This is a genomic window from Streptomyces sp. WM4235, assembly GCF_001279725.1.
Taxonomy (GTDB): Bacteria; Actinomycetota; Actinomycetes; order Streptomycetales; family Streptomycetaceae; genus Streptomyces.
Genome location: NZ_LGDE01000215.1, coordinates 46,276 through 72,307, shown reverse-complemented (window position 1 = coordinate 72,307; position 26,032 = coordinate 46,276). Strand labels below are relative to the sequence as shown.

Annotated in this window: 19 protein-coding genes; 10 read left to right on the top strand and 9 right to left on the bottom strand. The window is 71.7% G+C overall.

The annotated features are described in order from the left end of the window. Window positions 1-104: 104 nt before the first annotated feature. Genes ADK55_RS38575 through ADK55_RS16515 form a run of 6 tightly spaced genes read right to left on the bottom strand, consistent with a single transcriptional unit; the run spans window position 105 to window position 5,857 of the window. Window positions 105-275 (bottom strand): hypothetical protein, encoded by a 171-nt coding sequence (locus ADK55_RS38575; RefSeq protein ID WP_159041416.1) that lies wholly within the window; start codon window positions 273-275, stop codon window positions 105-107. 37 nt (window positions 276-312) lie between these two features. Next, window positions 313-1,623 (bottom strand): DUF58 domain-containing protein, encoded by a 1,311-nt coding sequence (locus ADK55_RS16535; protein ID WP_053679444.1) that lies wholly within the window; start codon window positions 1,621-1,623, stop codon window positions 313-315. After that, window positions 1,623-2,585 (bottom strand): AAA family ATPase, encoded by a 963-nt coding sequence (locus ADK55_RS16530; RefSeq protein WP_053679442.1) that lies wholly within the window; start codon window positions 2,583-2,585, stop codon window positions 1,623-1,625. The genes ADK55_RS16535 and ADK55_RS16530 overlap by 1 nt, the downstream gene beginning before the upstream one ends. Beyond that, window positions 2,582-3,826 (bottom strand): DUF4350 domain-containing protein, encoded by a 1,245-nt coding sequence (locus tag ADK55_RS16525; RefSeq protein ID WP_078998997.1) that lies wholly within the window; start codon window positions 3,824-3,826, stop codon window positions 2,582-2,584. Before ADK55_RS16525 ends, ADK55_RS16530 begins: the two co-directional genes overlap by 4 nt. After that, window positions 3,823-4,503 (bottom strand): DUF4129 domain-containing protein, encoded by a 681-nt coding sequence (locus ADK55_RS16520; RefSeq protein ID WP_053679440.1) that lies wholly within the window; start codon window positions 4,501-4,503, stop codon window positions 3,823-3,825. The genes ADK55_RS16525 and ADK55_RS16520 overlap by 4 nt, the downstream gene beginning before the upstream one ends. 7 nt (window positions 4,504-4,510) lie before the next feature. Beyond that, the gene (locus ADK55_RS16515; RefSeq protein ID WP_053679438.1) at window positions 4,511-5,857 is read right to left on the bottom strand and encodes a glycerophosphoryl diester phosphodiesterase membrane domain-containing protein; all 1,347 of its coding nucleotides are present in this window, start codon (window positions 5,855-5,857) and stop codon (window positions 4,511-4,513) included. A gap of 234 nt (window positions 5,858-6,091) precedes the next feature. Between ADK55_RS16515 and mtrA the strand changes: the two genes are divergently transcribed. From mtrA to ADK55_RS16485, 6 genes are all read left to right on the top strand, one after another. Beyond that, window positions 6,092-6,781, top strand: coding sequence for a two-component system response regulator MtrA (gene mtrA / locus ADK55_RS16510; protein ID WP_199826542.1), 690 nt, complete (start codon window positions 6,092-6,094; stop codon window positions 6,779-6,781). A 13-nt stretch (window positions 6,782-6,794) separates the two neighbouring features. Continuing rightward, on the top strand, window positions 6,795-8,756 hold the full coding sequence (mtrB, locus tag ADK55_RS16505; RefSeq protein WP_234350073.1) for an MtrAB system histidine kinase MtrB: 1,962 nt from the start codon (window positions 6,795-6,797) through the stop codon (window positions 8,754-8,756). Continuing rightward, window positions 8,746-10,596 carry an LpqB family beta-propeller domain-containing protein gene (locus ADK55_RS16500; protein WP_053679434.1) on the top strand — a complete coding sequence of 617 codons (1,851 nt, stop codon included), beginning with the start codon at window positions 8,746-8,748 and terminating at the stop codon, window positions 10,594-10,596. The genes mtrB and ADK55_RS16500 overlap by 11 nt, the downstream gene beginning before the upstream one ends. Before the next feature lie 74 nt (window positions 10,597-10,670). Beyond that, a complete protein-coding gene (locus tag ADK55_RS16495) occupies window positions 10,671-11,444 on the top strand; it encodes a ComF family protein (RefSeq protein ID WP_420713635.1) in 774 nt (257 codons plus the stop codon). Window positions 11,445-11,807: 363 nt separating this feature from the next. After that, a complete protein-coding gene (gene hpf, locus ADK55_RS16490; protein ID WP_384614293.1) occupies window positions 11,808-12,503 on the top strand; it encodes a ribosome hibernation-promoting factor, HPF/YfiA family in 696 nt (231 codons plus the stop codon). A 191-nt stretch (window positions 12,504-12,694) separates the two neighbouring features. Further along, complete coding sequence (locus tag ADK55_RS16485; RefSeq protein ID WP_053679432.1) at window positions 12,695-13,471, top strand: response regulator; 777 nt, start codon at window positions 12,695-12,697, stop codon at window positions 13,469-13,471. 34 nt (window positions 13,472-13,505) lie between these two features. Here ADK55_RS16485 and ADK55_RS16480 read toward each other — a convergent pair whose 3' ends face one another. Both ADK55_RS16480 and ADK55_RS16475 read right to left on the bottom strand, forming a co-directional pair. After that, window positions 13,506-14,681, bottom strand: coding sequence for a winged helix-turn-helix domain-containing protein (locus tag ADK55_RS16480; RefSeq protein WP_053679430.1), 1,176 nt, complete (start codon window positions 14,679-14,681; stop codon window positions 13,506-13,508). A gap of 61 nt (window positions 14,682-14,742) precedes the next feature. Next, a complete protein-coding gene (locus ADK55_RS16475) occupies window positions 14,743-15,327 on the bottom strand; it encodes a GNAT family N-acetyltransferase (RefSeq protein ID WP_053679428.1) in 585 nt (194 codons plus the stop codon). A 226-nt stretch (window positions 15,328-15,553) separates the two neighbouring features. On the opposite strand from ADK55_RS16475, the gene secA reads away from it, so the two are divergent. Next, window positions 15,554-18,331 carry a preprotein translocase subunit SecA gene (gene secA, locus ADK55_RS16470; RefSeq protein ID WP_053679426.1) on the top strand — a complete coding sequence of 926 codons (2,778 nt, stop codon included), beginning with the start codon at window positions 15,554-15,556 and terminating at the stop codon, window positions 18,329-18,331. A 306-nt stretch (window positions 18,332-18,637) separates the two neighbouring features. Here secA and ADK55_RS39225 read toward each other — a convergent pair whose 3' ends face one another. Beyond that, complete coding sequence (locus ADK55_RS39225; RefSeq protein ID WP_053679423.1) at window positions 18,638-19,030, bottom strand: Rv3235 family protein; 393 nt, start codon at window positions 19,028-19,030, stop codon at window positions 18,638-18,640. A gap of 354 nt (window positions 19,031-19,384) precedes the next feature. Between ADK55_RS39225 and ADK55_RS16460 the strand changes: the two genes are divergently transcribed. The 3 genes from ADK55_RS16460 to ADK55_RS16450 all read left to right on the top strand — a co-directional run bounded on the left by ADK55_RS16460 (window position 19,385) and on the right by ADK55_RS16450 (window position 25,964). After that, on the top strand, window positions 19,385-19,885 hold the full coding sequence (locus ADK55_RS16460) for a DUF6912 family protein (RefSeq protein ID WP_053679421.1): 501 nt from the start codon (window positions 19,385-19,387) through the stop codon (window positions 19,883-19,885). A gap of 14 nt (window positions 19,886-19,899) precedes the next feature. Further along, window positions 19,900-20,604: an HAD family hydrolase gene (locus tag ADK55_RS16455; RefSeq protein ID WP_234350072.1), complete on the top strand. Its 705-nt coding sequence runs from the start codon at window positions 19,900-19,902 to the stop codon at window positions 20,602-20,604. A 392-nt stretch (window positions 20,605-20,996) separates the two neighbouring features. Then, entirely contained in the window at window positions 20,997-25,964 is a 4,968-nt protein-coding gene (locus ADK55_RS16450) for an NAD-glutamate dehydrogenase (RefSeq protein ID WP_053679419.1), read from the top strand. Window positions 25,965-26,032: the final 68 nt, after the last annotated feature.

Sequence of the window (26,032 nt, the reverse complement as noted above, 5' to 3'; positions counted from 1 at the left end):
GGGGGACCCTGTGGGAGAGTAGGACGCCGCCGAACAATCATTGTGGGAAAGCCCCGCACCCTTCAGGGTGCGGGGCTTTTCTGCGTTCCAGACCCTTTTACTGTTCAGGAGATCTTCCCCTCGGGGCGGCGCGGGTGATTGTGCGCGTACGCGGCGGTGGAGTGGCGGACCACGACCTCGTCGGACCGCGGCCGGGCCCGCCGGGGATGGACGGCCAGTTCCGGCCGGGCCGTCGTGAGGTCGGGCGCCGTCCGACGCCCGACGGGGTCCACCACGGCGTCGATCGTGCCGTCATGCGGCCCGCCGTAGGGGCTACAGACGGCCGGCGGCCTTGAGGGCGAGATAGGCGTCGGCGAGGGCCGGCGCCAAGTGTTCCGGGGCGGCGTCGACGACGTGGACACCGTGGCGGGCCAACTGGTCCGCCGTGCGCTCGCGTTGAGAACGGGTCTGGGTGCCGGCAGCGGCCTCGTACACGGCGTCGATGCTGCCGCGGGCCGTGGTCATCTCCGCCACCCGGGGATCGGCGACCGAGGCCAGTACGACGGTGTGGCGCTGGGTCAGCTGCGACAGCAGGGGGAGGAGACCCTCCTCGATCGGGGCGGCGTCCAACGTGGTCAGCAGGACCACCAGGGAACGGCGCGGGGCGCTGCGCAGGACCGTGGACACCAGGGAACGCGCATCGGTCTCGACGAGCTCCGCCTCCAGGGTCGCCATGGCGTTGACGAAGGCGGGCAGGGTGTCGGCGGCCGAGCGGCCCTGGACCTGGGCGCGCGGCCGGCGGTCGTGGGCCAGCAGGTCCACGCGGTCGCCTGCGCGGACGGCCAGGGCGGTGAGGAGGAGCGCCGCGTCCAACGCGGAGTCCAGGCGGGGGGCGTCGCCGACACGGCCCGCCGCCGTGCGTCCGGTGTCCACGCAGATCAGGATGTGCCGGTCGCGCTCGGGGCGCCACGTACGGACGGCGACCTTGTTCTGGCGGGCGGTGGCCCGCCAGTCGATGCTGCGGGTGTCGTCGCCCGGGACGTAGTCGCGGAGGCTGTCGAACTCGGTGCCCTCGCCGCGCGTGAGGACGCTGGTACGGCCGTCCAGTTCGCGCAGGCGGGCCAGCCGGGACGGGAGGTGCTTGCGGCTGGTGAACGGGGGCAGGACCCGGACCGTCCACGGGACGGTGTGGGTGCCCTGGCGGGCCAGGAGACCCAGGGGACCGTAGGAACGGATGGTGACGCGGTCGGCCCGGCGGTCGCCGCGGCGGGTGGGGAACAGACGCGTGGTCAGCCGACGCCGTTCGCCCGCCGGGATCGACACGGTGTGACGGGACGCGGCGCCCTCCGTACCCGGGCTCCAACTGCTCGGGGGCCAGGCGTCACGGACCCGGGCGCGGAGCCTGCGGGTGCCCGGGTTGGTGACGGTGAGGTGGACGTCGGCGTGTTCGCCGAGACGGACCGAGGTGTCGCCGGAGCGGGCCAGGCCGAGTGTCCGGACGGGTACCGCGAGGGCGTAGTCGACCGCGCAGGCCAGGGCCAAGGGGCCGTTGACCGCCAGCATCCCCGTCCAGCTCGGTTCGAGGATGCCGACGGGGATGCTGCCGAGTGCCGCGAGCAGGGCGGCGCGTCCGGTGAGGGCCATCAGCGCGGGACGGGGACGTGGGACAGGATCGCGGTGATGACGGCGTCGGCCGTGACGCCTTCCATCTCGGCCTCCGGGCGCAGTTGGACGCGGTGGCGGAGCGTGGGCAGGGCGAGGGCCTTCACGTCGTCGGGCGTCACGTAGTCACGGCCCACCAGCCAGGCCCAGGCGCGGGCGGTGGCCAGCAGGGCGGTCGCGCCGCGCGGGGAGACGCCGAGGGTCAGCGACGGCGATTCGCGGGTGGCGCGGCAGATGTCGACGACGTACGCGGCGATCTCCGGGGAGACGGTGGTCGTCTCGACGGCCTTGCGGGCGGTTTCGAGTTCCGCGGGGCCGGCGACGGCGCGCAGGCCGGCGGCGTGCAGGTCGCGCGGGTCGAAGCCGGCGGCGTGCCGGGTCAGGACGCCGATCTCGTCCTCGCGGGAGGGCAGCGGGACGGTCAACTTGAGCAGGAACCGGTCCAGTTGCGCCTCCGGGAGGGGGTAGGTGCCCTCGTACTCGACCGGGTTCATCGTCGCGGCGACGAGGAACGGCTCGGGCAGCTTGCGGGGCACGCCGTCGACGGTGACCTGGCGCTCCTCCATCGCCTCGAGGAGGGACGACTGGGTCTTCGGAGGCGTGCGGTTGATCTCGTCCGCGAGGAGGAGGTTCGTGAACACCGGGCCGTTCTGGAACGAGAACTCGGCGGTGCGGGCGTCGTAGACCAGCGAGCCCGTGACGTCACTGGGCATCAGGTCGGGGGTGAACTGGACGCGCTTGGTGTCGAGTTCGAGGGACGCGGCGAGAGCGCGGACCAGGAGGGTCTTCGCGACGCCGGGGACGCCTTCGAGGAGGACGTGGCCCCGGCACAGGAGTGCGACGACGAGACCGGTGACGGCGGAGTCCTGGCCGACCACGGCCTTTCCGATCTCGGTGCGGAGCGCTTCCAGTGAGGAACGGGCGCTGTCCGTGGTGGCCGTCATGAGGAGCGGACCTCTCTTTCGAGGGCGTCGAGGTGGTCGGCGAGCGCGACGAGTGCCGCGTCGTCGGCGGGTGTGGAGCCGAAGAGAAGGGCGGTGAGGTCGTGGGCGCCGTCCGCGGAGAGGCGGGCGGACACGGCCGGGACCAGGGCGGTCGGTTCGTGGGCCTGGACGGTCGGTACGCCGACCAGTGCGGCGAGGCGTTCGCGGGAGGCGGCGCGCAGCACGGTGGCGGCGCGGTCGCGGGCCCCTGACAGGCGGTAGAGGCGGGCGCGGCCCTCGGTGGCCTCGGACGCGCGGACGGCGACGGGCAGCTTCTCGGTGACGAGGGGGCCGAGCCGGCGGGCGCGCCAGAGGGCGGCGAGCACGGCTGCCACGAAGAGTTGGAGCAGGGCCCAGCCCCAGCCGGCCGGGATGAGGTCGAAGAGGGACTTCTCCTCGGCGGGGGGCTCGCTGTCGCCGCTCTGGTCGGCGAGGCCGGGCAGGTACCAGACGAGTTCCGGTCGGGAGCCGAGGAGTTGCAGGGCCAGGGAGGCGTTGCCCTGCCGGGCGAGTTCCTCGTTGAGCAGGATCGACTCGGAGCCCAGGAGGACGGTGTCGCCTCCCCTGGTCGTGCCGGGGAGGACGACGAGGGTGGGGTGGCCGTCGCTGGGGTAACAGGCGACGGCCCCCGGAAGGTCGGTGGTGTAGCGGAGGCTGTCGCCGGTGGCGGCGCGGCCCGCCGACACGGCGGCCGGCAGGGAACAACCGGGGTCGAGGTTCTCCTCGTCGGCGTACGAGGCGGTGCGTACTCCGGGGGCCAGGTCGGCGAGGCTGCGGCTGCCGGCGCCGAGCAGGACCGTGCGGCCTCCGGAGAGGTCCATGGCGGAGCGCAGGGCGCCGCGCCGGGTCGTGTCGAGCACGTCCGGGTCGGTGACCAGGAGGGTGGTGTCGGGGCCGGCCGCGGCGGCGGCCTCGGCGACGGTGGTCACGACGCGGGTGGTGACGCCGCGTTCCTTGAGGAGTTCGGCCACGGCGCGGCTGCCGTACGGGTCGGCCGAGCGGGGGTCGAGGTAGCCGTGGCGTTCCTCGGACTGGAGGGCGGCCAGGGTGACGGCGCCGACGAGCAGGAGACCGATGGCGATCAGGAAGCCGCGGGCGCGGACCCACCACAGGGCGCCGCCGGTGGCCGCGCCGCCCGACGGGGTGCGGGGGACGTCGGGGGCGGGGGCGCCGGTCGGGTTCGGGGCGGTGGTGCCGGTCATGCCGTGGGTCCCGTCAGGAGCGGCTTGGCGCGTTCCAGGGTGAGGTCGAGGGTGCGCAGGCGGTCGTAGGTGTCGGGATCGCCGGTGCGGCCGCCGTAGGTGACGTCGTCGAAGGCGCGGGCCGCCGCGCGGAGGTCGTCCCCGTGTTCGGGCAGGGAGACGGCGGCCTCGGTGGCCGCCTCGTCGGCGGTGCGGCCGGGGCGCGGGTCGAGGAGGGTGCGTTCCTCCAGGGAGCGGACGACGGCACGCATGCGTTCCTGGACGGCCTCGGTCCAGCGGCCCGCGGCGGCGTGGGCATCGGCGGTCGCGCGGTGGTCGGCGGCGCTGCGGAGGCCGTCGTCGAAGAGGAGTCCCGGGCCGGCCGCGGTGCGGCGGGGGGAGCCGAGGCGCCACCACAGGGCGGCGACGGCCAGGGCGACCAGGACGAGGACGGCGAGCAGGCCGAAGCCGCCTCCGGGGGTCGCCCCGGAGGCGGAGTCGAGGAAGTCGCCCAGCCACTCCCAGAACCTGTCGAAGGCGCGCTGGATCAGGCCCGGGTCGTTGCGGTGGTAGGCCGACTTGGACAGCTCGCGTTCGGCGGCCTCGCGGGCGGCGTCCCGCGGTGTCGTCAGTGGTGGCGTCTCGGCGGCGGGCAGCAGGGCCGCGGCGCCGATGGTGATGAGTCCCCCCGTGCTCATCGGTCCGTCAGCCCCCGTGGCCCGGGGCGGCGCCCGGGCGCGGGTCGGTGGCGGTGTCGATGCCCGCCGCCCGGGCGAGGTCCAGGTCGAGGGCCTCGCGGCGGATGCGCTGGTCGACGTAGAGCAGGACGGTGACGCCGGCCTGGATCGGCATGGTGATCGTCTGCGCGATGATCAGGGCGACGCCGCCGAAGATCAGGAAGCCCCAGGAGGAGGAGGCCGAGCCGTCCATCACGCTGTCGAGGCCGTTGCCGAAGCCGAAGACGCCGATCATCGAGAGCGGGTAGTAGATGATCCCCGTGATGATCGCGGTGATGATGCCGGTCAGCAGGGTGATGCCGAAGATGCGCCACCAGGAGCCCTTGACGAGCTTCCAGGAGCGGGCGATGGCCTTGGAGACGGTGCTCTTCTCCAGCATCAGCGCGGGGGAGGCCAGGCTGAGGGCGACGCCCAGCCACACGATGACCGGAGCCAACACGAGCAGGGTCAGTGCCGCCAGGGCGAGGCTCTCGAAGAGGAACGCGGGCACGATCAGCACGCCGACGGCCACGGTCAGCGCGAGGCCCACCAGCAGGGTGAGTCCGATCAGGCGCGGCAGTTGCGAACGGGATTCGCGCCAGGCGGTGGCGACGCTGGAGGGTTGGCCGAGGATCGCCCGACTGAAGATCATCGTGAGCATGGCGGTGGCCAGGATCGTGCCGAGGATCTGGACGAGGTAGGTGGCGCCCGTCAGCGCGATGTATCCGACGATGTCACCGGCGGACAGGTCGACCGTCGAACCGCCGCGCGGGTACGTGTCCAGGTCCGCCAGGACGTACTTCTGCACGAGCACGCCGAAGACCTGGACGATCACGGCCACGACCAGGGTGATCGGCAGGACCGAGCGCCAGTGGCTGCGCATGGTGCTGACGGCGCCGTCGAGGATCTCGCCGAGGCCCAGGGGGCGCAGCGGGATGACACCGGGCTTGGCCGCGGGCGGCGGGCCCCAGGGGGCTCCGGGGTGGCCGTACGGGCCGTACTGGGCTCCGTACTGGTTGCCGTACTGGCCGCCGTAGGGGGATCCGTACGAGGGGCCGCCCTGGGCGCCGGGCTGTTGGCCGGGGGATCCCCAGCCGGGGCCCTGCTGCGGCTGCGGGGCCTGCGCGGGAGCCGGTTCGCCGGTGCCGGGGTTCGACCACTGGCCGGGTGGCGGCTGGGCGGCGGACCAGCGGGGGTCGTCGGAGGGCTGTGCGGGCGGCTGTGTGCCGCCGGCGCCGCCCTCGCTGCCGGAGCCCTTGCTCCCCTGGCCGTCCTGACCGCTGCGGTCCTCGGAAGGGGAGGATCCGGGCGTGGCCCAGCCCGGAGAGTCGTTCATGTCGCTCCTTCACGTGCGTCTGCTGCGGCGGGGGCGCTGGTTTGGCTGCCATCGTGCCACGTGGGAACGTCGGGTGGACCGGCCCTCCCCCGGAATCCGAGCCGCTCGCGCCTTCAATTGTCGCTCGGATCCGGGGCAGACTGGTCGCCCTGATCACCACGCAGGTCCGAGGGGCGATTTCCAGCCCTTTTGGCTGTGGGACAGCTCACCGCCAGGTAACGATTAGCTAATGGGATGATGTCAAGCATGAAGGGACGAGTCCTTGTCGTCGACGACGACACCGCGCTGGCCGAGATGCTCGGCATTGTGCTGCGTGGAGAAGGTTTTGAGCCGTCGTTCGTAGCTGACGGTGACAAGGCGCTGGCTGCCTTTCGGGAGGCGAAGCCGGATCTGGTCCTGCTCGACCTCATGCTGCCCGGACGGGACGGCATAGAGGTCTGCAGGCTGATCCGGGCGGAGTCGGGAGTGCCGATCGTCATGCTCACGGCCAAGAGCGACACGGTCGATGTGGTGGTGGGCCTCGAATCCGGGGCCGACGACTACATCGTCAAGCCGTTCAAGCCGAAGGAGCTGGTGGCCCGCATCCGAGCCCGCCTGCGCCGGTCGGAGGAGCCCGCGCCCGAGCAGCTGACCATCGGTGACCTGGTCATCGACGTGGCCGGCCACTCGGTCAAGCGCGACGGTGCGTCCATCGCCCTGACCCCGCTCGAGTTCGACCTGTTGGTCGCCCTCGCGCGCAAGCCCTGGCAGGTGTTCACCCGTGAGGTGCTGCTGGAGCAGGTCTGGGGATACCGGCACGCCGCGGACACCCGGTTGGTCAACGTGCACGTACAGCGACTGCGCTCCAAGGTCGAGAGGGACCCGGAGCGGCCCGAGATCGTCGTGACGGTGCGCGGTGTCGGATACAAGGCCGGGCCGAGCTGACATGAAGGCCGGCATGCCCCGGGGAGGCTCCCGCAGGGGGGTCCTGCGGGGCGGCCGGCTGCTCCGGGACGGAGCACCCGGCGGCCCCGTGCTGCGGCTGTTCGTGCACCTCGCACGACGGCCGCTGCTTCCGGCTGTCCGGATCTGGCGGCGCAACATCCAACTCCGGGTGGTCGCGGCCACCCTGCTGATGTCGCTCGCGGTGGTCCTCGCCCTCGGCTTCGTCGTCATCGCCCAGGTCAGCAAGGGGCTCCTCGACGCCAAGGAGGAGGCCGCCCAGAGCCAGGCCGCGGGAGGCTTCGCGGTCGCACAGGAGAAGGCCAACACGCCGTTCGCGGCGGACGGGCCCGACGCCAACGACAACAAGGTCGGACGCGACGCCAGCACCTGGATGAACTCCCTCGTCAAGCAGCTGGCCAGTGGTGGCCAGACCGCCTTCGAGGTCGCCGCGCTCGGCGCCGGCACCGGCGAGGAGAGCGGGCCCGGGCCGGGAGCCCAGGGAGTCAAGGGCGCCCGCGCCTCCGGCAACGTCGATCCGACGGCCAGCGTCCCGGCCTCGCTGCGGCGGGCCGTCAACCACGCCACCGGCACGTTCAAGACGTTCTCGCAGATCCGCTACACCGCCGGCGCCGAGGAGAAGGCGCCCGAACCCGCGCTGGTCATCGGCAAACGACTGACCGACATCAACGGGGCCCCTTACGACCTGTACTACCTCTTCCCGCTGAGCCAGGAAGAGGAGTCCCTCAACCTGATCAAGGTCACGATCGCCACCGCCGGGGTGTTCGTCGTCGTGCTGCTCGGGGCCATCGCCTGGCTCGTCGTGCGTCAGGTCGTGAACCCCGTGCGGATGGCCGCCGGGATCGCGGAGCGGCTGTCCGCCGGGCGGCTCCAGGAACGCATGAAGGTCACCGGCGAGGACGACATCGCCCGATTGGGCGAGGCTTTCAACAAGATGGCCCAGAACCTCCACACGAAGATCCAGCAGTTGGAGGACCTCTCCCGGATGCAGCGCCGGTTCGTCTCGGACGTCTCGCACGAGCTGCGGACCCCGCTCACGACCGTACGCATGGCCGCCGACGTCATCCACGACGCGCGCGTCGACTTCGACCCCGTCACCGCCCGCTCCGCCGAACTCCTCGCCGGACAGCTCGACCGGTTCGAGTCGCTGCTCGCCGACCTCCTGGAGATCAGCCGCTTCGACGCGGGCGCCGCCGCGCTGGAGGCGGAACCCATCGACCTGCGGGAGGTCGTCCGCCGGGTCATCGACGGCGCCGAACCGCTCGCCGAGCACAAGGGCAGCCGGATCCGCGTCCTCGGCGACACGCAGCCCGTCATAGCCGAAGCCGACTCGCGGCGCGTCGAGCGGGTGCTGCGCAACCTCGTCGTCAACGCCGTGGAGCACGGTGAGGGCCGCGACGTGGTGGTGCGGCTCGCATCCGCGGGCGGGGCCGTCGCCGTCGCCGTACGGGACTACGGCGTCGGACTCAAGCCGGGCGAGGCCACCCGCGTGTTCAACCGCTTCTGGCGGGCCGACCCGGCCCGCGCCCGCACCACCGGCGGGACCGGCCTCGGCCTGTCCATCGCCGTCGAGGACGCCCGGCTGCACGGCGGCTGGCTCCAGGCCTGGGGCGAACCCGGCGGCGGCTCGCAGTTCCGCCTCACCCTGCCCAGGACCGCCGACGAACCGCTGCGCGGATCCCCGATCCCGCTGGAGCCGGAGGACTCGCGGTCCAACCGGGCCAGGGCCGCCGCCGAGGCCGCCGGCCGCGGCGACGCCCGCGGCAACGGAGACGGACGGCGGCAGGGGGGTCCGGGCGCCTCCACCGCCGAGCGTTCCGCGATACCGCCGCGCTCGGCCGTCGCCGGAGCCGTGCCGGTGCCCGCGGACCCCACGGCGCTGCCCGGCAACGGAGCGCGCGTCGTCGCCCGGCCGGCCGACCAGGCAACCCAGGAGGATGGATCCGGTGGACGCTGAGCGTGAGCCCGCGGGCGTACGGGCGCCGCGGCGGGGCACCGCCCGGGTCGGCGTCGCCGTCGGCGCGGTCGGTTTGCTGCTGGCCGGTTGCGCCTCCATGCCCGATCGGGGCGAGGTCCGCGAGGTGCGGGCCTCGCAGGGCGTCGACTCCCAGGTACGGGTCTTCGGTGTGCCGCCGGCCGACAAGGCCAGCCCGACCGACATCGTCGACGGCTTCCTGGAAGCGATGACCAGCGACGATCCGCAGCTGGAGACCGCCCGCAAGTACCTCACCGACGACGCGGCGAAGAACTGGAAGCCCGGCTCGACCGTCACCGTGCTCTCCGCCGGCCTCGACCGGTTCCCCGTCCAGGGCGACAAGGAGTCCGAGGGGCACCGCTGGAAGGTCACCGGCAAGAAGCTGGCGACCGTGGACGAGCGCAGTGCCTACCAGCCGGAGACCGGGGGCGGCCGGTACGAGGAGTACCTCCAGCTGGTCAAGTTCAAGGACCAGTGGCGGATCGCGACGCCGCCCAGCACCCTCGTGCTCAGCGAGTCCGACTTCCAGCGCATCTACAAGCCCGTCAACAAGTACTACTTCGGTGACGGGACGCTGGTCAACGATCCGGTGTACGTGCGCCAGCGCAGCGATCCCGACTCGCGGATGGACCCGACCACCCAGACCGTGCAGTCGTTGCTCGCCGGTCCGTCCAAGTGGCTCGGGCCGGTCGTCACCACCAGCTTCCTGACCGGGACGGAACTGGCCCCGGGCACCAAGTCCCTCTCCCTGGACGGTCAGAACACGCTGCGCGTGCCGCTCAAGCTCGACAACAAGGCCGCGCACGTCCCGCAGTCGCAGTGCCAGAAGATGGCCACCCAACTCCTCTACACCATCAAGGACCTGACGGCCTCCCGGCTGGACCGGGTCGAACTCCAGCGCGCCGACGGCAAGACCACGCTGTGCTGGGTGACGCGCGCCTCCGCCGCGCCGCTGGCCAACCGGGTGCCGAGCCAGGTGCACCAGTACTACGTCGACAAGGACTCCCGGCTCGTCCGGATGTCGCTCAACGTGGCCGCGGAGGAGCAGCAGCCGCAGGAGAAGCCCGAGTCGGTGCCCGGACCGCTGGCCACGGCGGCCACGTTCAAGGTGGGCACCGCCGCCGTCACCTACGACGAGAAGCGGGCCGCGGTCGTCTCCGAGGACGGACGCGGGCTGTACGTGGTCAACATGACGACCGCCGGTCCGATGCCGCCGGCGCTGCTGAGCAGCAAGGGCAAGCTCTCCGCGCCGAGTTGGGACGCGCACGGCGATCTGTGGGTCGCGGACCTCGATCCGCAGAACCAGGGGCTGTGGCGGGTGCCCGGCGGTACCGGCGCCCCGCAGAAGGTGGATGTCGCGGGCCTGGACGACGGGAGGATCACCGGGCTGAAGGCCTCCCCGGACGGGGTGCGGATCGCGCTGCTCGTCCAGAAGGGCGACGGCCGCAAGAACCTGTACGTCGGTCGGATCGAGCGGCCCGAGCGTAAGGGCGACGTCTCGCCGGTGTCGGTGCGCGAACTGCGCCCGGCGGCCCCGCAGATGGCGGACGTGATGGCGATGAGCTGGGCGCCGCGCGGCAGGCTGCTGGTCGTGGGCAAGGAGAACGGCGGGATCACGCAGGCCCGTTACATGCTCGCCGACGGGTCGATGGTGGCGGCGAGCCTGCCCGGAGCGGCCGGTCTGACCGGGATCGGGGCGTACGAGGACGAGGCGCAGCCCGTGGTGGCCTCCTCCGACGAGGACGGCATCGTGTGGCTGCCGCCGGGTGCGCAGTGGCGCACGGTGGCGGCGGGCGGCCGGGCCCCGGTCTATCCGGGCTGATCCCGCTGATCCCGCTGCCCGGTGGTTGTCCACAGGGGTGGCGGGCGGCCGGGACGCGCCGGCAGGGTCGTGGTGTGCGACCTGGGGTGCGGGAGTGGTGGCGGGAGCTGTCCGGGCTGGTCCTGCCGGTGGACTGCGCCGGCTGCGGGCTCTCGCGCGTCCTGGTGTGTCCGGACTGTCTGGAGGCGCTCGGCGGGGCCGGGGCGGGTCGGGTCAGGCCGTCGCCGGCGCCCCCGGGACTGCCCGGGGTGCACGCGGGCGCGGTGTACGCGGACGCCGTCCGCGAGGTCGTACTGGCCCACAAGGAGCGGGGAGCGCTGCCCCTGGCGGGCCCGCTCGGGACCGCCCTCGCGGCCGCCGTGCTGTCGCTGCCGGGCGGGGGCGGCGGTGGGGCGGCGGCGGGCGGGGTGGCCCTGGTGCCCGTGCCCTCCGCGCGGCACCGGACGCGGGCGCGCGGGCACGATCCCGCGCGCAGGATCGCGCTGGCCGCGTCGGCCGGTCTGCGCGGGAAGGGGGTTCCCGCGCGCGTGGTGCCCGTACTGAGGCTGCGCCGGCGGGTGGCGGACCAGGCGGACCTCGGGGCGCGGGAACGCCGGGAGAACGTCGCCGGCGCCCTCGTGGCGGGTCCGGCCGGCGTGCGGTCGGCGGCCGGGGCGCGGATCGTGGTGGTGGACGACCTGATCACGACCGGGGCGACGCTCGCGGAGGCGGCCCGGGCGCTGCGGGCAGGCGGTCTGCGGGTGGCGGGCGCCGCGGTGGTGGCGGCTCCCGCGGACTCCTTCGTACCGGCGGAGTCTTTCGTTCGGATTCGGTCGACAACCCGTGTGGGACGAAAAACTCGCGAATAGTTCAGGAACTGCCGGGGAAGGCGCATCGTTGCAGGTAGTAAGAGGGAAGCACCACCTGAACGGAGGTAGGTTCCGGTAGCGGGTGCCGACAACCGCCATTGAGGGATATGTTCGGTTGTGAGGAACTGGCGATCCTTGGGCCCCATGCCATCGGAGCACCAGTCCGCCCGTTTTCGGGATCTTTTTGGGATCTTCGGTCAGAGGGTGTCCCTCTACTCCGAAGTCGGTGGGATGTAGATCTTGCCGATGGGGGAGGAGGAGGTGAAAGTCGCCAAGTCCGAGGCTCCGGTGAACACCGGGGTCTGGTGCGAAAGGGAGACGCTTCGCCCCTGGTGGCGGAGCTATCCGGGAACGGAGTTCTGCGTGGACATCGTCGTCAAGGGCCGCAAGACCGAAGTGCCCGAGCGGTTCCGCAAGCACGTGGCAGAGAAGCTGAATCCCGAGCGGATCCAGAAGCTCGACGCCAAGGTGATCAGCTTGGACGTCGAGGTGTCCAAGGAGCACAACCCGCGGCAGGCCGACCGTTCCGACCGCGTGGAGATCACCCTGCACTCGCGGGGCCCCGTCATTCGGGCGGAAGCCGCAGCCGCCGACGCGTACGCGGCGCTGGACCTGGCTCAGGACAAGCTGGAGGCCCGGCTGCGCAAGCAGCACGACAAGCGGTACACCCGCCGCGGCAATGGCCGGCTCTCCGCGGCCGAGGTCGCCGACGTCGTGCCGGGCGTCGCGCAGCTCGACGGCAACGGCGAACTCGTCACGAACGAGGCGACCGACGGAGTGCCGACCACCAAGGTCGGACCCCTCGACGTGCAGGGCGAAGGCCCGCTGATCGTCCGGGAGAAGACCCACTCGGCCTCGCCCATGTCGCTGGACCAGGCTCTGTACGAGATGGAGCTGGTGGGTCACGACTTCTATCTGTTCGTCGACTCCGAGACCAAGCTGCCCAGCGTCGTCTACCGGCGCCACGCCTACGACTACGGCGTCATCCACGTCAACCCGGACGGTGCCTCCAGCGCGGAGGAGCCGCGTGGCGGCGCGGGTGGATCGCTCGGCGGCTGAGCACTCGACCCCTGCCCTCGTGGGACGCCGGCGGGCGTCCCGCGGGGGCACCCGTACGGCTCGTATGAGCCGGCGGGGTCCTCGTCGGGCCCCCTCCCGGTGCCGCGGGCATGGAATCATGGCGAGCAGTCAAGCGGCGGCCGACCCCGTCGGGTTGGACCGGCGGCTCAGCACATGCAGGGGGAGGAACGATGGCGGACAGCTTCGGGCCGGTGCGCGGTGACGACGGCGCGGGCTGTCGTGAGACGGAGCGGGGGGTCCGCGGAGACGGAGTCGCCGGTTCCGGTGAATCCGGTGACGCGGCCCGGGAACCCATTCGGGTGCTCGTGGTCGACGACCACGCTCTCTTCCGGCGCGGGCTGGAGATCGTCCTCGCGCAGGAGGAGGACATCCAGGTCGTCGGTGAGGCCGGGGACGGCGCGGAGGCGGTGGACAAGGCCGCCGACCTGCTGCCGGACATCGTGCTGATGGACGTGCGGATGCCCCGGCGCGGCGGGATCGAGGCGTGCACCTCGATCAAGGAGGTCGCCCCCTCCGCCAAGATCATCATGCTGACGATCAGCGACGAGGAGGCCGACCTCTACGACGCGATCAAGGCGGGCGCCACGGGATACCTCCTCAAGGAGATCTCCACGGACGAAGTGGCCACGGCCATCCGGGCCGTGGCGGACGGCCAGTCGCAGATCAGTCCCTCGATGGCGTCGAAGCTGCTGACCGAGTTCAAGTCGATGATCCAGCGGACGGACGAGCGGCGGCTCGTGCCGGCGCCGAGACTGACGGACCGGGAGCTGGAGGTCCTGAAGCTGGTCGCCACCGGGATGAACAACCGCGACATCGCGAAGGAACTGTTCATCTCGGAGAACACCGTGAAGAACCACGTGCGGAACATCCTGGAGAAGCTGCAACTGCACTCCAGGATGGAGGCCGTGGTGTACGCGATGCGGGAGAAGATCCTGGAGATCCGCTAGCCGGTCGTGTGCGCGGGACCCGTACGGGCGCGCCCTACAGGGCGGCCAGTTCCGCCGTGACGGCCGCCGCTTCGGCCGCCGTGCCGGCGCGCTCGACGCGCACCGTGTCGCAGCCGACCCAGGAGGCCGCCTCGCGCAGTGCCTCGGCCATGGGGCGGGCGGCGGCGGGATCGGTCAGGGAGAGCTGGCGGGCCACCAGCGTGGTGCCCTCCCGGGCGGGGTCCACCCGGCCCCGGAGTCGCCCGCCGGCCAGCAACGGCATGGCGAAGTACCCGTGTATCCGCTTGGGCTTGGGCACGTACGCCTCCAGGCGGTGCGTGAACCCGAAGATCCGCTCGGTGCGCGGTCGGTCCCAGACCAGCGAGTCGAACGGCGAGAGCAGCGTCGTGCGGTGCCGGCCCCGGGGCGTCGTCGCCAACGCGGCCGGGTCGGCCCAGGCCGGCTTGGACCAGCCCGCCACCTCCACCGGGACCAGACCCGACTCCTCGACGACCGCGTCGAACTGGGCTCCCCCCAGGCGGTGGTAGTCCGCGATGTCCGCACGGGTCCCGACGCCCAGCGACCGGCCGGCCAGCGCCACCAGCCGGCGCAGGCACTCGTGGTCGTCCAGGTCGTCGTGGAGCAGGGCGTCCGGGACGGCCCGCTCGGGCAGGTCGTACACGCGTTTCCAGCCACGTCGCTCGGCGCAGACCACCTCGCCCGTGTCGAGCAGCCACTCCACCGCGATCTTGGTCTCGGACCACTCGAACCACTCGCCGCCGTTCTTGGCGCCGCCCAGCTCGGTGGAGGTGAGCGGGCCCTCGGCCCGGAGCCGGTCCAGGACCGTCCTGGTCGAACGCTCCTTGTCCTCCAGGACGTGCCAGCGGTGACCGCGCGCCCGCCGGGCGCGACGGCGGAACGCGAAGTGCGGCCACTCCTCGATCGGGAGGATGCAGGCGGCGTGCGACCAGTACTCGAAGGCGTGCCGGTCCGACCAGTACGCCGCCTCCACGGCGGGCCGGCCGACCGCGCCCAGGCGTGCGTACGGGATCAGTTCGTGCGAACGCGCCAGGACGGAGATCGTGTCCAGCTGCACCGCGCCCAGGTGGCGCAGGACGCCCCGGACGCCGCCCCGGCGGTCGGGCGCGCCGAGGAAACCCTGCGCGCGCAGCGCGATCCGGCGGGCCTCGTCGGCGGAAAGGGACACGGTCGGCGCCGGCACGGTCGTCATGCCCGCACCCTAGGCGGTGCCACTGACATCACGACCCCGCGGCCCCACGCCCCACGTCCCGTCACGCCGAGGGCGACGGGAGGTAGGCGAGCGGCGACGGCAGGCCGAGGTCCCCGGGGAGCAGGGCGCCGATCCAGCAGTCCCGTACGGTGTCGCCCTTGACCAGGCCGGCGCGCAGGAGGCCCTCGAAGCGGAAGCCGGCCTTCTCCGCGACGGCGCGCGAGCCCGCGTTGCCGACCTCGGCCCGCCACTCCAGGCGGGGCGCGCCCAACTCGGTGAAGGCCCAGCGGGCGACGGCGCCCAGGGCCTCGGTCATGTAGCCGTTGCCGCGGTGCTCCTTGGTCGCCCAGAAGCCGATCTCGTAGCCGTTCTCCCCGTCCACCACGCGCACGTGTACGCCGATGGCCGCGACGAGCGGTCCGTCCGCGCCGAGGCGCACGGCGAAGCTGTACCCGCTGCCCTCGCGCCAACCCGTCGGGCAGATCTCGCCCACGAAGGTGTCGGCGTGCACCCGCTCGTACGGCGAGGGGACGAGGGTCCACCGCTGGACGTCGGGATCCTGGGCGGCCGCGTAGACCTCGTCGGCGTCGGCCGGGACGAAGGGGCGCAGGTGCAGACGCGCGGTGGTCAGTGTCGTGGGCTCCATGAACGGATTCTGGTACGGGCACGATCACCAGGCCAACAGTTTTCGTCGACACCGGCACCTTCGGTGCCCCCCGTACGTTCTCATTCCGGGCACCCGTGCCCTACGGATAGTGCGGACCTCCCGACGCGACCGTGTCCTCGCTTACGATGGCCGTTGCGGTGGGGCCCACCCTCCGTGCCCGCGCACGAACCAGTGCCAGGCCCGACCGGCAAGGAGACAAACCTCGGTGTCCGTCTTCAACAAGCTCATGCGTGCAGGCGAAGGCAAGATCCTGCGCAAACTGCACCGCATCGCGGACCAGGTCAACTCCATCGAAGAGGACTTCGTCAACCTCTCCGACGCCGAGTTGCGGGCCCTCACGGACGAGTACAAGCAGCGGTACCAGGACGGCGAGAGCCTGGACGACCTGCTGCCCGAGGCCTTCGCGACCACGCGCGAGGCCGCCAAGCGCGTCCTCGGCCAGCGGCACTACGACGTCCAGATCATGGGCGGCGCGGCGCTGCACCTCGGCTACGTCGCCGAGATGAAGACCGGTGAGGGCAAGACCCTCGTCGGCACCCTCCCCGCGTACCTGAACGCGCTGTCCGGCAAGGGCGTCCACCTGATCACGGTGAACGACTACCTCGCCGAGCGCGACTCCGAGCTCATGGGCCGGGTGCACAAGTTCCTCGGCCTCGAGGTCGGCTGCATCCTGGCGAACATGTCGCCCGCCCAGCGCCGCGAGCAGTACAGCGCCGACATCACCTACGGCACGAACAACGAGTTCGGCTTCGACTACCTGCGCGACAACATGGCGTGGTCGCAGGACGAGCTGGTCCAGCGCGGCCACAACTTCGCCGTGGTCGACGAGGTCGACTCGATCCTGGTCGACGAGGCCCGTACGCCGCTGATCATCTCCGGCCCGGCCGACCAGGCGACGAAGTGGTACGCCGACTTCGCGAAGCTCGTCACCCGCCTCACCAAGGGCGAGGCCGGTCAACCCCTCAAGGGCATCGAGGAGACCGGCGACTACGAGGTCGACGAGAAGAAGCGCACCGTCGCCATCCACGAGGCCGGTGTCGCGAAGGTCGAGGACTGGCTCGGCATCGAGAACCTCTACGAGTCGGTGAACACCCCGCTCGTCGGCTACCTGAACAACGCCATCAAGGCCAAGGAACTCTTCAAGAACGACAAGGACTACGTCGTCATCGACGGCGAAGTCATGATCGTCGACGAGCACACGGGCCGCATCCTCGCCGGTCGCCGCTACAACGAGGGCATGCACCAGGCGATCGAGGCGAAGGAAGGGGTGGACATCAAGGACGAGAACCAGACCCTCGCCACGATCACCCTGCAGAACTTCTTCCGCCTCTACTCGAAGCTGTCGGGCATGACCGGTACGGCCATGACCGAGGCCGCCGAGTTCCACCAGATCTACAAGCTCGGTGTCGTCCCGATCCCGACCAACCGCGACATGGTCCGCAAGGACCAGGCGGACCTGATCTACCGCACCGAGGTCGCGAAGTTCGCCGCCGTCGTCGACGACATCGCGGAGAAGCACGAGAAGGGCCAGCCGATCCTCGTCGGCACGACGTCGGTCGAGAAGTCCGAGTACCTCTCGCAGCAGCTCTCCAAGCGCGGCATCCCGCACGAGGTGCTCAACGCCAAGCAGCACGAGCGCGAGGCCTCGATCGTCGCGCAGGCCGGTCGCCGCGGAGCCGTCACCGTCGCCACGAACATGGCCGGTCGCGGTACCGACATCAAGCTCGGCGGCAACCCGGACGACCTCGCCGAGGCCGAGCTGCGCCAGCGCGGGCTCGACCCGGAGGAGCACATCGAGGAATGGGCGCACGCCCTGCCCGAGGCCCTCACCCGCGCGGAAGCGGCCGTGAAGGCCGAGTTCGAGGAGGTCAAGGACCTCGGCGGGCTGTACGTGCTGGGCACCGAGCGGCACGAGTCGCGCCGCATCGACAACCAGCTGCGCGGTCGTTCCGGCCGTCAGGGCGACCCGGGCGAGTCCCGCTTCTACCTGTCGCTGGGCGACGACCTGATGCGCCTGTTCAAGGCGCAGATGGTCGAGCGGGTCATGGCGATGGCCAACGTGCCGGACGACGTCCCGATCGAGAACAAGATGGTGACGCGCGCCATCGCGTCGGCCCAGTCGCAGGTCGAGACCCAGAACTTCGAGACGCGCAAGAACGTCCTGAAGTACGACGAGGTCCTCAACAGCCAGCGCGAGGTCATCTACAGCGAGCGCCGTCGCGTCCTTGAGGGCGAGGACCTGCAGGAGCAGGTGCGCTTCATGATGGACGACACCATCGACGCGTACATCGCGGCCGAGACGGTCGAGGGCTTCGCCGAGGAATGGGACCTGGACCGCCTGTGGGGCGCCTTCCGGCAGCTCTACCCGGTGAAGGTCACCGTCGAGGAGCTGGAGGAGGCCGCCGGCGACCGCGCCGGCATCACCGCCGAGTTCATCGCCGAGTCCGTCAAGGACGACATCCACGAGCAGTACGAGACGCGCGAGAAGACGCTCGGCTCCGACATCATGCGTGAGCTGGAGCGGCGCGTGGTGCTGTCCGTCCTGGACCGCAAGTGGCGTGAGCACCTGTACGAGATGGACTACCTGCAGGAGGGCATCGGCCTGCGCGCGATGGCCCAGAAGGACCCGCTGGTCGAGTACCAGCGCGAGGGCTTCGACATGTTCAACGCCATGCAGGAAGGCATCAAGGAGGAGTCCGTCGGCTACCTGTTCAACCTGGAGGTCCAGGTCGAGCAGCAGGTCGAGGAGCTTCCCGTGCAGGACGCCCGTCCGTCCCTGGCCAAGCCGGAGATCCGGGCCAAGGGCCTGGACGCGCCGCAGCGGCCGGACCGGCTGCACTTCTCCGCCCCGTCGGTGGACGGGGAGGGCGGGGTCGTCGAGGGCGACTTCGAGAGCGAGGGCGGCGGTGACGGTGACGGCATGACGCGGGCGGAGCGGCGCAAGGCGCAGAAGGCCGCCGGCGGTCGGCGGCGCAAGAAGTAGCCCCGCCGGGTCTGTGGCCTCTTGGCCTGGCGGCCCGTCGGGACAGTGACCCTGCCGGGGTCGGACACCGTTGTACGGGTGTCCGGCCCCGGCGGCGTTGTGTCCGGGGCCGGGCCCTGCGGGGGCCCTGCGGGGCTGGTGCGGGGGGGCCGGGTCCGGGCGTCGTGCGGGGCCGTTGCGCGGGGCGGCCCCGGCTGCGCCGGGCTTTCGGGGCTCCGCCCCGGACCCCGCGCCTCAAACGCCGGCGGGGCTGGAATGGGCCGGCGTCCGGGGTCGGATTCGCGGGGCGGGGCTGGAATGGCCGGGTCAGGGGCGGGGGCCTTGGATTTCGATCGCCGCGCAGCGCCAGCGGAGGTCCGGGCCCTGTTCCAGGCGGAAGGCCATCGCCGAGACGCGGTCGCCCGTGGCGATGCGGGCGAAGGCCTCGATGACACCGGGGCCGGGGTGGAAGCGGCCGCAGTGGCGCAGGACCGGGAGGAGTCGGTCGCGGAGGGGGCCCGCGGGGGCCAGGGTGACGAGCTGCTCGTACGCCGGGCCGACGGTGTGGCCCAGCAGCGAGTGGACGGGGCGACGGCCGCTGAGGACCGCGAGGAGGCGTTCGGCGAACCAGTCGTGCGGGCCCCGCGCGGTGCGGGGACGCCCGGGGTGGCGCTGGTCGTGCCGGCCGGGAGGGCGGGTGGTGGTCCTCGTCCTGGTCATGGTGGTCGTCCCCGGGGAGTGTGGGCCCGGCACCTGCGGTACCGGGCGGTAACTTGGTCGGGTCACTTGTACGGCCCGCCGAACACGCTCCGCAACGGGTCCGGGCGCTCGCCCCGGACCCCGGCCGCCTTCACCTATCCGGGTGGGGGACCCGGGGCCGCGCCCCGTCCCCGGGCCCTCCGCGGGCACCGGGTGGACGCGCCGCGCCCCGCCCCCGCCACCCCGAAGGGGGACCGTCGCCGTCACCGGACGCGGTGGCGCGACCGCCGTGAGCACCCGCTGTGAGGGGGCATCGGTGAACGGGCGGTCCGGTCGTATCCTGAGGGCGTTCCCGACTACCGAAAGCAGCCGGCCATGCGCGTGTACGTCCCCCTGACCGTCCCCGGGCTCGCCGAGGTGCACGAGGCGGGCGAGCTGGGTCCCGCCCCGCTGCGCGCCTACGCGGTCACTCCCGGCCTGCGCGAGTGGTACGTGTCCGACGACATCGAGGAGCTGGAGTACGCGGCCCTCGGCCGCGCCGCCCTCGCCTCCCTGCGGATGATCGCCGCCGACGCTGACGCCCCCCGCAGGCGGGTCGTCGTGGCCTTCGACGTCGACGACCGGGCCGCCACCGCGGCGCCCGGGAACGACGAGGCCGCCCTCGGACAGGTGTCGCTGGGGAGCTCCGTAAGGCTCTCCGTGGCCGCGGCCGTGCACGTGGACGCCGATGACGCGCTGGAGGACGTCACGGCCGCCGTCGGGGCCGTCGAGGCGGCCGACGCGGGGGACGGCGACGCGCTGTCCCTGGTGGACGGCGCCGAGGACCACGAGCTGCTGTGGTTCGGGGTGCAGGAGATTCCGGGGTTGCTGAAGTGACGGAAGCGTTCGAAGTGACGGAAGCGTTCGAAGTGACCGCCGTGAGCGCGACGGCGCGTCGTGGCCCGCACATCGTGTGGGACTGGAACGGGACGCTGCTCCACGACATCGACGCCGTGATCCTCGCGACCAACGCCTCCTTCGCGGAGTTCGGCTTCGCGCCGATCACCCTGGAGACGTACCGCGAGCTGTACGTGGTGCCGGTCCCGAAGTTCTACGAGCGACTGATGGGCAGGATGCCCACCGAGGCGGAGTGGCTCGTCATGGACGAGACCTTCCACCGGCACTACTGGTCGTCCGCGGAGACCGCCGGGCTCGCCGAGGGCGCACTGGAGCTGCTCCGGGGCTGGCAGGGAGCCGGGTCGACGCAGTCCCTGCTCTCCCTCGCGCCCCACGACAAGCTGGTGCCGCTGGTCCGGACGCACGGCATCGACACGCACTTCCTCCGCGTCGACGGGCGCACGGGGCCCTCGCACACCACCAAGGCGGGCCATCTCGTACGCCATATGGCCGCCATGGCGGCGGCGGGGGTGACGGCCGACCGTACGGTCCTCATCGGAGACGCGGTGGACGACGCCCTCGCGGCCGCACACGTGGGCGCGCGGGCCGTGCTGTACACCGGGGGCTCGCACAGCCGCGGCAGCCTCGAATCAGCCGGCGTGCCCGTCGTGGACACGCTGGCGGAGGCCGTCGCCACAGCTCGCGAAATGGCCGAATAGGCACGTGACACGGGTATCTGGCGGCGGCGTGCACGTGTGGCCGGGCACGTCGCTGTCCAGAGTGTCAAAGTTCCACCCCCGGATTTGTACACATACAGCTCATGACGAGCACGGGGTGGGTGGGGATAGCCTGGTACCCGTGATCAGCGCGATAGTCCTCGGGGGCACTGAAGCCCCCGGCACGCGCCCGGCGCACGAACGTGCCCGGGCCTTCGCCGATCTCCGCTGCCGGAACCACGTGCCGATCTTGGCCGATTCGCTTCCGGTGGCCTTTCTCGACGACATGGCGTCGATCCCGAACGGACATCCCGCCTCGCGGCCCGCGTCGCGCCGCCATGTCATTCCTTCCTTCACCTACGTCACGCAATGGCGCGCGACAGGAGCCAGAGGACATGCAGACCAAGCTGGACGAAGCAAAGGCCGAGCTGCTTTCACGGGCGGCCCGGGTAGCTGAGAACAGCCCGGCCGGGGGGCTACTTCCGTCTGGGTCCGAGCAAGGGGAGCGGCCCGACCGGGGCACGACGCTGTCCTACCTCCAGCGCTACTACCTGCACACCGCGCCGGAGGACCTCGCCGACCGGGATCCGGTCGACGTGTTCGGCGCGGCGCTCTCGCACTACCGGCTCGCGGAGAAGCGCCCCCAGGGCACCGCGAACGTCCGCGTGCACACCCCCACGGTCGAGGAGAACGGCTGGACCTCCAGCCACTCGGTCGTCGAGGTGGTCACCGACGACATGCCGTTCCTCGTGGACAGCGTCACCAACGAGCTGTCCCGCCAGGGACGCGGCATCCACGTCGTGATCCACCCGCAGGTCGTCGTGCGGCGTGACGTCACCGGCAAGCTGATCGAGATCCTCGGCCCCGACTGCGACGCGCACGGGCCCAAGACCGACCGACCCCACGACTCGCTCGTCGAGTCCTGGATCCACGTCGAGATCGACCGCGAGACCGACCGGGCGGACCTCAAGCAGATCACCGCCGACCTGCTGCGCGTCCTGTCCGACGTCCGCGAGTCCGTCGAGGACTGGGAGAAGATGCGCGACGCGGCCATGCGCATCGCGGAGGAACTCCCGAACGAGCCCACCGCGCCCGACCTGCGCGAGTACGAGCTCGAAGAGGCCCGCGAGCTGCTGCGCTGGCTCGCCGACGACCACTTCACCTTCCTCGGCTACCGCGAGTACAACCTGGTCGACGGGGACTCCCTCTCCGCCGTGCCCGGCACCGGCCTCGGCATCCTGCGCTCCGACCCGCTGCACAGCGGCAAGGAGGACGGCCACCCCGTCTCGCCGTCCTTCAACCGGCTGCCGGCCGACGCGCGCGCCAAGGCCCGCGAGCACCGCCTGCTCGTCCTCACCAAGGCCAACAGCCGCTCGACCGTGCACCGCCCCTCGTACCTCGACTACGTCGGCGTGAAGAAGTTCGACGCCGACGGCAACGTCGTCGGCGAGCGCCGCTTCCTCGGCCTGTTCTCCTCCGCCGCGTACACCGAGTCGGTGCGCCGGGTCCCCGTCATCCGCCGCAAGGTCGTCGAGGTCCTCGACGGCGCCGGCTTCGCGCCGTCCAGCCACGACGGACGCGACCTGCTCCAGATCCTGGAGACCTACCCGCGCGACGAGCTGTTCCAGACGCCCGTCGACCAGCTCCGGGCCATCGTCACCTCCGTCCTGTACCTCCAGGAGCGCCGCCGGCTGCGGCTGTACCTGCGCCAGGACGAGTACGGGCGCTACTACTCCGCGCTCGTCTACCTGCCGCGCGACCGGTACACCACCGGCGTCCGGCTGCGCCTGATCGACATCCTCAAGGAGGAGCTCGACGGCACCAGCGTCGACTTCACCGCCTGGAACACCGAATCGATTCTCTCCCGCATCCACTTCGTCGTCCGCGTCCCGCAGGGCAAGGAACTGCCCGTCCTGACCGACGCCGACGTGGACCGCATCGAAGCCCGCCTGGTCGAGGCGGCCCGCTCCTGGGCCGACGGCTTCGGCGAGGCGCTCATCGCGGAGACCGGCGAGGAGCGCGCCGCCGAACTGCTGCGCCGCTACGGGGGCTCCTTCCCCGAGGGCTACAAGGCCGACCACTCGCCGCGCTCCGCCGTCGCCGACCTGGTCCGGCTGGAGCGCCTGTCCGCCGGGGACAGCGACTTCGACCTCTCGCTGTACGAGCCCGTGGGCGCGGGCCCCGGCGAACGCCGCTTCAAGATCTACCGCCAGGGCGAGCAGGTCTCCCTGTCCGCGGTGCTGCCGGTCCTCCAGCGCCTGGGCGTCGAGGTCACCGACGAGCGGCCGTACGAGCTGCGGTGCAGCGACCGGACGAACGCGTGGATCTACGACTTCGGCCTGCGGATGCCCGTCCACTCCGGGAACGGAGACGCCCACCTCGGCGACGACGCCCGCGAGCGCTTCCAGGACGCCTTCGCGGCGGTCTGGCAGGGCGAGGCGGAGAACGACAACTTCAACACCCTGGTGCTGAGCGCCGGGCTGACCTGGCGGCAGGCCGTGGTCCTGCGCGCGTACGCGAAGTACCTGCGCCAGGCCGTCTCGCCCTTCAGCCAGGACTACATGGAGGACACCCTCCGCAACAACGTCCACACCACCCGGCTGCTGGTCTCGCTGTTCGAGGCCCGGATGTCGCCCGGTCGACAGGCCGCGGGCACCGAGCTGATCGACGCGATGCTGGAGGAACTCGACGGGGCCCTGGACCAGGTCGCCTCCCTCGACGAGGACCGCATCCTGCGCTCGTTCCTCACCCTCATCAAGGCGACGCTGCGCACGAACTTCTTCCAGTTGAACGACGCGGGCGAGCAGCACGCCTACGTGTCGATGAAGTTCGACCCGCAGGCCATCCCGGACCTGCCGGCGCCCCGCCCGGCGTTCGAGATCTGGGTCTACTCCCCGCGCGTCGAGGGCGTCCACCTGCGCTTCGGCAAGGTCGCCCGAGGCGGCCTGCGCTGGTCCGACCGGCGTGAGGACTTCCGTACGGAGATCCTCGGCCTGGTCAAGGCGCAGATGGTCAAGAACACCGTGATCGTGCCGGTCGGCGCGAAGGGCGGCTTCGTCGCCAAGAACCTGCCCGACCCGTCGGTGGACCGCGACGCGTGGCTCGCCGAGGGCATCGCCTCGTACAAGATCTTCATCTCGGCGCTGCTCGACATCACCGACAACATGGTCGCCGGCGAGGTCGTGCCGCCCAAGGGCGTGGTCCGCCACGACGAGGACGACACCTACCTCGTCGTCGCCGCCGACAAGGGCACCGCGACCTTCTCCGACATCGCCAACGGGGTCGCCGAGGCCTACGGCTTCTGGCTGGGCGACGCCTTCGCCTCGGGCGGCTCGGCCGGCTACGACCACAAGGGCATGGGCATCACCGCCCGCGGCGCCTGGGAGTCCGTCAAGCGGCACTTCCGTGAGCTCGGGCACGACACCCAGACCCAGGACTTCACGGTCGTCGGCGTCGGTGACATGTCCGGTGACGTGTTCGGCAACGGGATGCTGCTCTCCGAGCACATCCGCCTGGTCGCCGCCTTCGACCACCGGCACATCTTCATCGACCCGAACCCGGACGCGGCCGTCTCCTACGCCGAGCGCCGGCGCCTGTTCGACCTGCCGCGCTCCTCGTGGGCCGACTACAAGACCGAGCTGCTGTCCGCGGGCGGTGGCATCCACCCCCGCACCGCCAAGGCCATCCCGGTCAACGCGCAGGTCCGCGCGGCCCTCGGCATCGAGGCGGGCATCACCAAGATGACCCCGGCCGACCTGATGCAGGCCATCCTCCAGGCCCCCGTGGACCTGCTGTGGAACGGCGGCATCGGCACGTACGTCAAGGCGACCGCCGAGACGCACGCCGACGTCGGCGACAAGGCCAACGACGCGATCCGCGTCAACGGTTCGGACGTCCGCGCCCAGGTCATCGGCGAGGGCGGCAACCTGGGTCTGACCCAGCTCGGCCGCATCGAGTTCGCCCGCACCGGCGCCGGCGGCGAGGGCGGCAAGATCAACACCGATGCCATCGACAACAGCGCCGGCGTGGACACCTCCGACCACGAGGTGAACATCAAGATCCTGCTGAACGCGGTCGTCGCGGACGGCGACATGACCGTCAAGCAGCGCAACAAGCTGCTGGCCGAGATGACCGACGAGGTCGGCCACCTGGTGCTGCGCAACAACTACGCGCAGAACACCGCCCTGGCCAACGGCGCCGCCCAGGCGCCCAGCCTGCTCCACGCCCAGCAGCGCTTCATGCGCCGCCTGGAGCGGGACGGACTGCTCAACCGCGGGCTGGAGTTCCTGCCCACGGACCGGCAGATCCGCGAGCTGCTGAGCAACGGCAAGGGGCTGACCCAGCCGGAGCTGGCCGTCCTGTTCGCCTACACGAAGATCACGGTGGCGGACGAGCTGATCGCCACCGGGCTGCCGGACGACCCGTACCTGCGCCGTCTGCTCCACGCGTACTTCCCGGGCGCCCTGCTCGCGAAGTTCCCGGAGCAGATCGACGCGCACGCGCTGCGCCGGGAGATCACCACCACGCTGCTGGTCAACGACACCGTCAACACCGGTGGTACGACCTTCCTGCACCGTCTGCGGGAGGAGACCGGCGCGTCCACGGAGGAGATCGTCCGGGCGCAGCTCTCGGCCCGCGAGATCTTCGGCATGGCCGGCGTGTGGGACGAGGTCGAGGCCCTCGACAACAAGGTCGCCGCCGACGTCCAGACCCGGGTGCGGCTGCACTCGCGGCGCCTGGTCGAGCGCGGTACCCGTTGGCTGCTGAACAACCGGCCGCAGCCGCTGGAGATCACCGAGACCATCGAGCTGTTCCGCGAGCGGGTGGCGCGGGTGTGGGCCGAGCTGCCGAAGCTGGTGCGCGGCGCGGACCTGGACTGGTACCGGTCGATCATGGACGAGCTGGTCGGCGAGGGTGTGCCGGAGGAACTGGCGGCGAAGGTGGCCGGCTTCTCGTCCGCCTTCCCGACGCTCGACATCGTCGCCATCGCGGACCGTACGGGCGTCGACCCGCTGGACGTCGCGGAGGTCTACTACGACCTCGCGGACCGGCTGGACATCACCCGGCTGATGGACCGGATCATCGAGCTGCCGCGGTCCGACCGCTGGCAGTCGATGGCCCGCGCCTCCATCCGCGAGGACCTGTTCGCGGCGCACGCGGCCCTGACGGCCGACGTGTTGGCGGTGGGCAACGGCGAGTCGACTCCCGAGGAGCGCTTCAAGGCCTGGGAGGAGAAGAACGCGGCGATCATCGGGCGTGCGCGGACGACCCTGGAGGAGATCCGGGGCTCGGACGACTTCGACCTGGCGAACCTGTCCGTCGCGATGCGGACCATGCGTTCCCTGCTGCGGACGCACGTCTAGACGAATGCCCGACAGGGGCGCCCGGGCCGGTTCTCACCGGCCCGGGCGCCCCTTCGGCGTCGGTGGGC

What these genes read in the sequence shown, in the direction of transcription:
- ADK55_RS16535 (WP_053679444.1), bottom strand. Translation starts at nt 1,623, where the DNA reads ATGGCCCTCACCGGACGCGCCGCCCTGCTCGCGGCACTCGGCAGCATC.
- ADK55_RS16530 (WP_053679442.1), bottom strand. Translation starts at nt 2,585, where the DNA reads ATGACGGCCACCACGGACAGCGCCCGTTCCTCACTGGAAGCGCTCCGC.
- ADK55_RS16525 (WP_078998997.1), bottom strand. Translation starts at nt 3,826, where the DNA reads ATGACCGGCACCACCGCCCCGAACCCGACCGGCGCCCCCGCCCCCGAC.
- ADK55_RS16520 (WP_053679440.1), bottom strand. Translation starts at nt 4,503, where the DNA reads ATGAGCACGGGGGGACTCATCACCATCGGCGCCGCGGCCCTGCTGCCC.
- ADK55_RS16515 (WP_053679438.1), bottom strand. Translation starts at nt 5,857, where the DNA reads ATGAACGACTCTCCGGGCTGGGCCACGCCCGGATCCTCCCCTTCCGAG.
- mtrA (WP_199826542.1), top strand. Translation starts at nt 6,092, where the DNA reads ATGATGTCAAGCATGAAGGGACGAGTCCTTGTCGTCGACGACGACACC.
- mtrB (WP_234350073.1), top strand. Translation starts at nt 6,795, where the DNA reads ATGCCCCGGGGAGGCTCCCGCAGGGGGGTCCTGCGGGGCGGCCGGCTG.
- ADK55_RS16485 (WP_053679432.1), top strand. Translation starts at nt 12,695, where the DNA reads ATGGCGGACAGCTTCGGGCCGGTGCGCGGTGACGACGGCGCGGGCTGT.
- ADK55_RS16480 (WP_053679430.1), bottom strand. Translation starts at nt 14,681, where the DNA reads ATGACGACCGTGCCGGCGCCGACCGTGTCCCTTTCCGCCGACGAGGCC.
- ADK55_RS16475 (WP_053679428.1), bottom strand. Translation starts at nt 15,327, where the DNA reads ATGGAGCCCACGACACTGACCACCGCGCGTCTGCACCTGCGCCCCTTC.
- ADK55_RS39225 (WP_053679423.1), bottom strand. Translation starts at nt 19,030, where the DNA reads ATGACCAGGACGAGGACCACCACCCGCCCTCCCGGCCGGCACGACCAG.
- ADK55_RS16460 (WP_053679421.1), top strand. Translation starts at nt 19,385, where the DNA reads ATGCGCGTGTACGTCCCCCTGACCGTCCCCGGGCTCGCCGAGGTGCAC.
- ADK55_RS16450 (WP_053679419.1), top strand. Translation starts at nt 20,997, where the DNA reads ATGCAGACCAAGCTGGACGAAGCAAAGGCCGAGCTGCTTTCACGGGCG.